Here is a 9,387-nt window from a genome sequence, read left to right on the forward strand (position 1 = left end):
GTCGCGCCTGACGATACGCACCAGGGCGCTGCGGATACGCAGAACTGACGGCGCCAGACGTGCCGCGACGCGGGCGAGGGCGTCGCCTGTCCGGCCCCACACCTCTGGGCGTTATCTGGCTGGGGCGGGCAGGGACCCGGCCTGCGGAGCCGTCGACGCGCCCGGCTCGGACTCAGGATCCAGGGCTTGCTCGATCTGGCCAAGTCTTTCCGTCATGCGGCGTTGCGCCGCCAGAACGCCGTAAAAAGCCGCAGCGATTGGGTCCATAGTTAGCGCCTCCCCGAATACAACCATAGGGGGTTCAAGCTTAAGCTTTCGCGTGGAAGCGTGGTGAACCGAACCTTGCGCTTGTTCGGCCTGCGGCGATGCGCGCTACGCCCGACCCGGCGCGGTGATTGCGCTGAGGGCCTGTGATAAGTATATCCGCTGGCCCGGCTCTGGCTCCGCGATGTTCAGCGGGCCGACGCCGTCGCATTGGAGTGTTCGCGCCGATGATGCTGACCATGATGAAGGCCAAGCTGCACCGCGCGACGGTGACCCAGGCCGATCTTCACTACGAAGGCTCCATCACCATCGACAGCGATCTGCTGGAGGCTTCGGGCATCCTGCCGCACGAGCAGGTCGACGTGCTGAACATCGACACCGGCGCGCGCTTCACCACCTATGCGATCGAGGGCGTGCGTGGTTCGCGGGTGATCGGCGTGAACGGCGCCGCGGCCCGCCTGGTCCAGCAGGGCGACAAGGTGATCATCATCTCCTACTGCCAGTTGGCCGCGGAAGAAGCGCGCAACTACCATCCTTCCGTCGTGCTGCTGGGCGAAGGCAACGAGATCAAGTCCGTAGCGTGAAACCGCGCGCGGCCGCCGCCGCCTTCATCACGGCGGTTTGCGCGCTGGCGCTCGCCGCCTGCGGATCCGACCTGCCGTCCGACGTTGACCAGACGGCGCTCACCGACGCGATCTCCGGCGCGGTGGGCGATCCGTCCACCTGCCTGCTGGTGGCCGAGGCTGGATCGGGGCGCGTGATCTACCGCTACAACACCCACATGGTCTGCGCGCGGCAACTCGCGGCCTGTGACGCGCCCGACAGCCGCCGGGTTGGCGATCTGCTCAAGGCGGTGGCCGCGGACGGGCGGTCGCGCGCGTCGACCTGCGACAATCCGAAGGACGCCGCGCGCACCATCGCCTGGAGCGCGGGGCCGGTGACCGGACGCAAGCTGGTCTACGCCGCGGTCATGGACGGGGAACGCACGTTCCCCAGCAGGATCATGACCGAGCGCATCGACACCGCGCTTCGGAACGCCGGCCTCGCCCGCTAGCGGGTCAGCTCGTAGAGACCTGAAACGTCGATCCGCACCCGCAGTTCGCCCGGCGACACGGGCGTGGAGTCGGCCTTCTCCATCCGCGCCATCGACACCATCGGCATCGGCGGCGGGGACGGCGAATAGCCGCCGCCTTCGCTCAAGGACACCAGTCGCCCGATCCGATAGCCGGTGGCCCGCGCGTAGAGGTCTGCCTTGGCGCCCAGCGCTTTGACCGCAGCCTCGCGCGCGGCGTTTTCAGCCGCGGTGGGATCGTTCAGGCCGAAGCTGATGCTGTTCACCTGGTTGGCGCCGGCCTCCACGGTGGCGTCGACGGCGGCGCCCAGCTTCTTCAGGTCGCGCACGGTGATGCTCACCTGGTTGGTCGCCTGGTAGCCGCTCAGACGCGGAGCCACGTTCTGCTCATAGACGTACTGGGGGTTCAGGTTGAGGCCTGAGGTCTGGATGTCGCGCTCGGCGACACCCGCGCGACGCAGGGCCGCGATCACCTGGGTCATGCGCGTGGCGTTGGCCTGCATGGCTTCGCTGGCGGTCTTGGCTTCGGTCATCACGCCCAGGCTGATGGTGGCGATGTCCGGCGCGGCGCGCACTTCGCCGTAGGCTTGCAGGTTCAGGGTGGTGGCGCGGAACATGGTGTCGGCGGCCGGCGCCGTCTGGGCGAACGCGGGCGGCGCGGCGACAGCAGCGGCCATCAGGACGCAAAGGGTGGCGGCGCGGAGCGAGGATTTCATCGAGGCAGTCTCCAGGGGGAGCGGGATCAGCTGCGCAGACCTAGCGAGCGTCACCTGAATGCAGGCTGTACGTGCTGGCGGGCTCCGCGCAAGGCCCGCGAGCGCGTCGACAAGCGTCGTGGCGGACGCTACACACAGCCCCGCTGGGCCTGTAGCTCAATGGTTAGAGCCGGCCGCTCATAACGGTCTGGTTGCAGGTTCGAGTCCTGCCGGGCCCACCAGCAGCGCTTTCGAGGGGCGAATTTAAACTGCTCGGCCGCGCTGAGGTGGAGAAGCTCGTCTCGATTTATCTGGACGATTTGGTGCTGCAGTTGGGCTCCCTGCCGGGCCTTGACCAACCGGCCTCACACTCTGCCCAGCTATTGAAAATGCTGCGTGTTTACTCGCCGCTTGGGGGCGTTAGCCGGCCAGCCAGATAGGTGGAGCGCGGGGACACTTATCGATGTCAGGATCGACTGCGAGTTCCCAGCTGGGGGCTCGGCCCTCCTGGATGGCCTGATCGTGCTGTGCGAGCAGCAAGAACGGTCCTAGGGCTGACCCCGCAGCGTACTCGGGCTTTTCGAAGCCAAACTCGTGATCGAAGAAGTAGACGGCCGGGGCGGTGTTCTCGGATAGGAGGTCCAACCCGAATAGGTTGCCGCATCCGTCGTTGAACAGCGGCACGGCGTTGACGTGGGCGAGTTCCGTCACCTCGGTCGCCATCGGCCTCCATCCAACTCGCGCGTTCCAGTGGGGGAAAACAGCGTCGAAATCGCCAATGCGGGCGATCCGCTCACGATAGAACTCTTCAAGATCCGGCGGCAGTTCGCGCCCGAGCAATTCCCGAACGCGATCGATGATCTTCGCCGAATGATCCTCTCGGGTCCTACGCAACGTCCCAGCTCCTCCAGAGCTGCGGCCGCTTCACGAACGGTGATGGTCAAAGCGGACCTCCTTCATCCACGGGCGTGCGGGATCTTGGTACTCCAGGCCGGCGAACATAGGCATTTACGAGCCGATCGATCCTGAGCTTTACAGCCATAACCTCGGCTTGCGTCGGTATGCGACCCTTGAGGGCTGCGCGAAACGCGGTCCATTCCGCCGACGCAATCTTGTGCGCCGCGTCTCGAAGCGCCCAGAGGTTGGCCAAAGAGTTGGGGGTCTGCTTTGGGGAACAGGTGCGCGTACTCCAACGGTCTGCTGTGATGAACTCTCGCTTTCATTTCCGCTGCTGACATCCCATTGGCGCGGGCAAGTCTCTCCCTCCCGGCTTGGCGAATAACCCCCTTCTCTGGCCTGCTTAGAGGTTGCGATCCTGGGGCGGGTCGAGGCGCCAGGCCAATCTCCCGTTCCGCGAAGTTCAGTGGAGCGTTCTTGATGGGAGACGTGGCCACAAGCGCAGCCAGGAGCCCTGCACCTTCTGCCAGCAGTGGGACCGCCATAGGAGCGAGCGCAGGGATCGCCATCCACCAGTTGCGACCGGACTCTTCCCGCACGACGTGGTTGAAGGCTGACTGCTCGCGCCGGAGTTGTGTCATCTCGTCTTCTTGGGTCGGTCGCGGCGCAGCTCTCGCGGCGGCCGGTGGCCCGGCGGTCGAGGTCGGCTGATACGCCACCGATCTCACTTGGGCCTGCGCGGGGGCCCAACCTGTGGGCGTCTGGCTGGATGCCGGCCTGAACGTCGAGCCGCCGGCGACGGCATTGCTTCGTCCAGCCCCTCGGCCCTGCTCTATGCTGCGCGCCCCGAGGGTCACGACATCGGAAGGCCTTGGCGCGTACGGGCGTTCGCCCGCGATGCTTCCGGACGCCCACGCAGTGCGGCCTGCGAGCTCTGCCTCTGGCCCTCGCGCCGCGACCTCTCGCCGCCGCCGCTCCATCCATTCCGCTATGCCTTCAGCGCGCACGTCGTCGCGCGCCAGCTGGAGCCCAGCCATACGTGATCTCTCCTCGAATTGTTCCAGTCCCGGCCGTGGCCGGGCCGCCACCGCGTACGCGGGCCCACCTAAGGAAACATCCTATCTCAAGCGGAGTGTTAAAACGTGACCAAAACATGAACAAAACATGTCTGACTCGACCATTTCCGGCGTAGCCGGCAGTGCTGCATCCGGTTGCAACTCTCTTTGGCGGGTTGGCGAAAATTCTCGCGTGAGGTACCTCTCGATTGAGAGGTGTGACCAACGGCTGCGACGCCTCAGCGGTGTCGGTCTGCCAGAAGTAGCTGATTTATCTGGACGATTTGGCGCTGTAGTCGGACTTCTGTCGGACGCACCAGCAGCGCTCCGCCAGTGTCCAGTCACATCCACGATGCTAGCATAAGTCGTTGAATCTAATAATCCATTTCCAGGTTTGTCCGCGACCTGCCACGGGCTGCCGCGAAGTTTGTTGGTACGATTTCACCCTCGGCGCCAATCTACGACGGCGCACCCACTGTTCGCACTCAGGCTGGACGGGCTGCCGTCCTCACACTGAACCACGGGCTTTCAAAGGGCTGACTACAAATGGCACGCTCCGATTTGCAGGATAAGGTTGCGCTGATCACCGGCGGCTCTCGCAGCATCGGGGCGGCGATTGCGGTTGAGCTGGCCGGGCGGGGCGCAAAGGTCGTCGTCAACTTTGTTTCGAACGCAACGGCGGCGAAGGACGTTGTACGCGTCATTGAAAGCAACGGGGGTACGGCGATCAGTGTGCAGGCCGATGTTTCCGAGCAATCCGACGTCGTCACCCTGATCGATGAGACGGTCAAGCGGTTCGAGCGGATCGATATTCTCGTCAACAACGCCGCGATGCAACGCAGACAGCCGTTTCCGAATGTCGATCCAATCTACTTCCACGAAATGTTCGGTACGAACGTACTGGGACCTATTATGGTGACACAGGCGTCGCTGCCGCATTTTCCTGCATCGGGCGGTCGTATCATCAATCTGTCGTCGCGGGTTTCATTCAGCGGCGGAAGCGGCGACACGGTCTACGCCGCGACCAAGGCGGCGGTTCGCCGCTTGACGCGAAGCTTTGCGAAGGAACTCGGCCCCCGCAATATCACGGTGAACTGCGTCGCGCCTGGGATGATCGAAACCGAGGGCTCCGCTGATCTGCCGCCCGGCTATCGCGAACGGACGTTGAGCGAAACACCGCTTGGACGGATCGGCCAATCGGACGACATCGCGGCGATCGTCGGATTTCTGGCCTCCGGGGAGTCGCGCTGGCTCACTGGCCGCACGCTGTTGGCCGACGGCGGAAAGAGCGATTATTGGTGACCGGGGATAGCGCCCCCGTGGGCGGTATGAGTCCTGCCAGGCCCGCCAGCGGCGTTCCAGCGATCGCCCTGGCGCCAATCCGCCAGAAACATGCCGGCGCGGCGAAGCCGTCTCTCTGACCCCGCCGCGCCGGGGCGTCTCATTTGATGTTGAACATCTCAAAATACTTCGGCAGCGGCCATAGCTCGTCGTCGATTACGCCTTCCAGGGCGTCGGCGGATTTTCGCACCGACAGCATGAGCGGGCAGATCTTCTCCGAGCAGAATTTCAGATGCGCTTCGATCGAGTCGAAATCGTGCTTTCCGATCTCCGCCTGCAATTTGGCGACGTCGGCCATCATCGCATTGGCGTTCTCGACGGCGCCGCCCAAGCCATTGTCGGAGAGCCCGAGCTTGGCCGCTTTCGACACCGCCGTGATATGCTCGACCGCCGCCGGATAGATCTTGGTGGTGGCGATGTTGATGACCAGCTTGGCCTCGACCTCGATGGATTGAACGTATTGCTCGGCGTAGACGTCGAAGCGGCTCGCCAGTTCCTTGGGCGACAGGACGCCGGTGGTCTCGAACAGCTCGACGATCGGCTGTTCCTTGAACACGGGCAGGGCCTCAGCCGAGGTGCGCAGATTGCGCAGCCCGCGCTTTTCGACCGCTTCCTTGTGCCAGTCCGTCGAATAGCCGTTGCCGCCGAAGACGACCTGGCCGTGCTTCTCCATCACTTCCTGCAGAACGACGATGACCGCCTGGGTCTGGTCGGATTTCGAGGCGAGGGCGGCTTCCAGCTTTCCGGCCATCCAGTTCAGCGAGTCGGCCAGGATCGTGTTCATCGCCACCAGCGGCCCAGACACCGATTGCGACGAGCCGACGGCGCGGAATTCGAAGCGATTTCCGGTGAAGGCGAACGGCGAGGTGCGGTTGCGATCGCCCGGGTCGCGCTTGAATTTCAGGATCTGGGACAGGCCCATGTCCATCATGCCGCCTTCGGCCTTGGCTAGAAGCTCGCCGGTCTTGATGTCCTGGAAGACGCTTTCGAGCTGGTCGCCCAGATAGACAGACATGATCGCCGGCGGCGCCTCATTGGCGCCGAGTCGGTGGTCGTTCGAGGCCGAGGCGATGACGGCGCGCAGCAGCGGACCATAGAGATGCACGCCGCGGATGACCGCGCCGCAGAACAACAGGAAGTTCAGATTGCTGTGCGGGGTGTCGCCCGGATCGAGCAGGTTGCCTTGGGTGGCGTTGCCGACCGACCAGTTGACGTGTTTGCCCGAACCGTTGACGCCGGCGAACGGCTTCTCGTGCAGCAGGCACATGAACCCGTGCTCTTTCGCCCTCGACTTCATGATCGTCATCATCAACTGCTGATGATCGGCGGCGACGTTGGCGGCTTCGAAGTAGGGTGCGAGTTCAAATTGACCGGGCGCCACTTCATTGTGGTGCGTCTTGGCGGGAATGCCCAGGCGATACAGCTTGTCTTCAAAGTCCTGCATGAACACCTGGACGCGGGCCGGGATCGCGCCGAAGTAATGGTCGTCGAATTGCTGGCCCTTGGCGGCCGAGGCGCCAAACAGGGTGCGCCCGCACAGCAGCAGATCGGGGCGGGCGTTGGCGAAGTTCTCGTCTATCAGGAAGTACTCCTGCTCGGCGCCGCAGCTGGAATTGACCGTGCCGATCTCGGTCTCGCCCATCAGCGTCAGAACCTTCTGGGCGGCCCTGTTGACCGCGAGGTTCGAGCGCAGCAGCGGGATCTTCTTGTCGAGCGCTTCGCCGGTCCAGGAGACGAAGACGCTGGGGATCATCAGGACGGCGCCATTGGCGGTCGTCATGACGAAGGCCGGGCTGGTCGGGTCCCAGGCGGTATAGCCGCGCGCAGCGTTGGTCATACGCAGGCTGCCATTGGGGAAGGAAGAGCCGTCCGGCTCACCCTTGATCAGCAGGCTGCCGGTGAACTCCGTGATCGATCCGCCTTCCGGATTGGTGATGATGAAGCCGTCGTGCTTCTCGGCGGTGATGTTCGTCATCGGATAGAAGACGTGGGAGAAGAATTTGGCCCCCTTGGCCATAGCCCATTCTTTCATCGCGGCGGCGACCACCTCGGCGACGGTGGGATCGAGCGCTGCGCCCGTCATCACCGTGTTCTTCATCGCCTTGAAGGCGTTCTTGGAGAGCGCCTCTTCCATGGTGGCGAGGTTGAAGACGTCGCTGGCCCAGATGTCCTTCAGAGGCTCGGTCTGGGTGTAGCTCTTGGAGACGCGGTTGGTGATCTGCGCGATCGCCTGCGCCCGCGATTGATTGGAACTCATGAATTCGCCCTTTGCCCGAATGTCTGCCTTGAGCATCAGCAAGCCGGGCGGAGACGGGTCAACGAAGTCCGATGCGATCGTTGGACGCTTGCTGTGAATCGTCCGAACGAGGCGTAGTCGTGCTCAATAAGTACGCGATCTGCACGCATGCGAACTCTCGGCTTTTCAAGGCAAGGCGCCGGAACTGGAAGAGCTGTCGCTTGATGACTGCGTGTCTTGGCTTGGGCGGCAGGCGCCGTGCAGCGGGTGATCGAAGGCGTCGTCCGCGGCTTCTAGAGCCACTGCGCCCGTTTGAAGCGCGAATAGAGGATGGCGCAGAGCAAGACGATCACGCCGACCACCAGGAAATAGCCGTAGCGCCAACGCAGTTCGGGCATGAAATCGAAGTTCATGCCGTAGATGCCGGCGATGGCGGTGGGGACGGCCAGGATGGCGGCCCAGGCGGCGAGGCGGCGTGTGATCGTGCCCTGTCGCTGCTGCTCCAGCAGGGTGCTCGCCTCGAACACCGACGACAGCACATCGCGCAGGGTCTCGACCAGCGAGGCGACCCGGCGGATGTGGTCGAGAACGTCGCGGAAATAGGGGCGCACCTCCGCGTCGATGCACGGCATATCGTGGTGCACCAGCCGCGAGATCACCTCTTCCATGGGCCCCAGGATGCGCCGAAAGCGCATCAACTCGCGTCGCAGGGTGAAGATGCGGGTGATCTGCTCGCGGTTGAGGAAGGCGTCGAGCGCGTAGCGCTCCATGGCCAGCACTTCCTCCTCGATCTCCTCGACGATCGGCAGATAGCCGTCGACGATGAAGTCGAGCACCGCGTGGAGGACGTAGTCGACCCCGTGCTTGAGTTGGCTGGGCGCGGCCTCCAGGTGCTGGCGCAATTCGACGTGGCCGCGGGCTGAGCCGTGCCGCACGGTGATGATGTAGTGCGGGCCGACAAAGACGGCGGTCTCGCCGTAGGCGATCTCGCCACCCTCCAGATAGGCCGTGCGGGCGACCACGAAGAGATCATCGCCGTAGATGTCGACCTTAGGCATCTGCCGCGCGTTAGTGGCGTCTTCGACCGCCAGGGGATGCAGTCCGAAGCGCGCCTGCAGCACGGCCAGCTCGCCGACCGCCGGTTCGACCAGCCCAACCCAGGCGAATTCATGCTCCGCCACATCGAGGCTCTCCGGCGACAACGGGTCGATCTCGCGGATCCGCTCGCCGTTCCGATAAACGTAGGCCGCAACGACTGGCATTCGTCCTCCACGCAGGCTCGCAGAACGCCTAATCGCTAGCGTTGTTTTGGCTTCGCGGCGAGCCCGGCGATGGGGACCGGGTTCAACCGACCATCCGGTCGCGCCCTGCCCAGAAGGCGGCGCGCAGTTGCTTCTTGTCGACCTTGCCGACCGAGGTGGAGGGCAGGGCGTCCATGAAGTCGATGCGCTTGGGCGTCTGCACCGGACCCTTGCGGGCGCGCACGTGCTGCATCAACGCCTCGGCCTCGACCTGGGCGCCGGCGCGCAGCACCACGGCGGCGGCCACCGCCTCGCCCCACTTGGCGTCGGGAACGCCGAACACCGCGGCCTGGGAGACCGCCGGATGGGCGCTGAGCGCGTCCTCGACCTCGCGCGGATAGACGTTGAAGCCGCCGGTGACGATCATGTCCTTGCGGCGGTCGACGATGTAGAGATAGCCCTGTGGATCGGCGCGCGCGACGTCGCCGGTATGCAGCCAGCCATACTGGGTGGCCTCGGCGGTCACCTCCGGCAGGTTCCAGTAGCCTTCGAAGGCGTGGACGCTGCGCACGCAGATCTCGCCGGG

Annotated in this window: 7 protein-coding genes, 1 tRNA gene and 1 pseudogene; 4 read left to right on the plus strand and 5 right to left on the minus strand. The window is 64.4% G+C overall.

From position 1 onward, the window contains the following. Nucleotides 1-491: 491 nt before the first annotated feature. Together panD and Q8M88_RS05670 are read left to right on the plus strand one after the other, a co-directional pair. The gene (gene panD, locus Q8M88_RS05665; RefSeq protein ID WP_305595272.1) at nucleotides 492-848 is read left to right on the plus strand and encodes an aspartate 1-decarboxylase; all 357 of its coding nucleotides are present in this window, start codon (nucleotides 492-494) and stop codon (nucleotides 846-848) included. Continuing rightward, nucleotides 845-1,318 (plus strand): hypothetical protein, encoded by a 474-nt coding sequence (locus Q8M88_RS05670; protein WP_305595273.1) that lies wholly within the window; start codon nucleotides 845-847, stop codon nucleotides 1,316-1,318. Before panD ends, Q8M88_RS05670 begins: the two co-directional genes overlap by 4 nt. Here Q8M88_RS05670 and Q8M88_RS05675 read toward each other — a convergent pair. After that, entirely contained in the window at nucleotides 1,315-2,052 is a 738-nt protein-coding gene (locus Q8M88_RS05675; protein WP_305595274.1) for an SIMPL domain-containing protein, read from the minus strand. The two genes, Q8M88_RS05670 and Q8M88_RS05675, sit on opposite strands and share 4 nt — an antisense overlap. Before the next feature lie 145 nt (nucleotides 2,053-2,197). Here Q8M88_RS05675 and Q8M88_RS05680 point away from each other — a divergent pair. After that, nucleotides 2,198-2,273: transfer RNA gene (locus Q8M88_RS05680), tRNA-Ile, on the plus strand. A 178-nt stretch (nucleotides 2,274-2,451) separates the two neighbouring features. Here the strand turns inward: Q8M88_RS05680 and Q8M88_RS05685 are convergent. After that, the gene (locus Q8M88_RS05685) at nucleotides 2,452-2,925 is read right to left on the minus strand and encodes an SMI1/KNR4 family protein (protein WP_305595275.1); all 474 of its coding nucleotides are present in this window, start codon (nucleotides 2,923-2,925) and stop codon (nucleotides 2,452-2,454) included. 1,604 nt (nucleotides 2,926-4,529) lie between these two features. Here Q8M88_RS05685 and Q8M88_RS05690 point away from each other — a divergent pair. Continuing rightward, nucleotides 4,530-5,285, plus strand: coding sequence for an SDR family NAD(P)-dependent oxidoreductase (locus tag Q8M88_RS05690; RefSeq protein ID WP_305595276.1), 756 nt, complete (start codon nucleotides 4,530-4,532; stop codon nucleotides 5,283-5,285). Nucleotides 5,286-5,424: 139 nt separating this feature from the next. Here the strand turns inward: Q8M88_RS05690 and Q8M88_RS05695 are convergent, their stop codons facing one another. From Q8M88_RS05695 to Q8M88_RS05705, 3 genes and pseudogenes are all read right to left on the minus strand, one after another. Beyond that, nucleotides 5,425-7,581 carry a glutamine synthetase III gene (locus Q8M88_RS05695; RefSeq protein WP_305595277.1) on the minus strand — a complete coding sequence of 719 codons (2,157 nt, stop codon included), beginning with the start codon at nucleotides 7,579-7,581 and terminating at the stop codon, nucleotides 5,425-5,427. Nucleotides 7,582-7,853: 272 nt separating this feature from the next. Then, nucleotides 7,854-8,822, minus strand: coding sequence for a magnesium/cobalt transporter CorA (corA, locus tag Q8M88_RS05700; protein WP_305595278.1), 969 nt, complete (start codon nucleotides 8,820-8,822; stop codon nucleotides 7,854-7,856). An 82-nt stretch (nucleotides 8,823-8,904) separates the two neighbouring features. Further along, nucleotides 8,905-9,387, minus strand: a pseudogene (locus Q8M88_RS05705) (AMP-binding protein); the annotation flags it as partial.

The sequence above is a fragment of the Phenylobacterium sp. genome, from assembly GCF_030693805.1.
Lineage (GTDB): Bacteria > Pseudomonadota > Alphaproteobacteria > Caulobacterales > Caulobacteraceae > Phenylobacterium.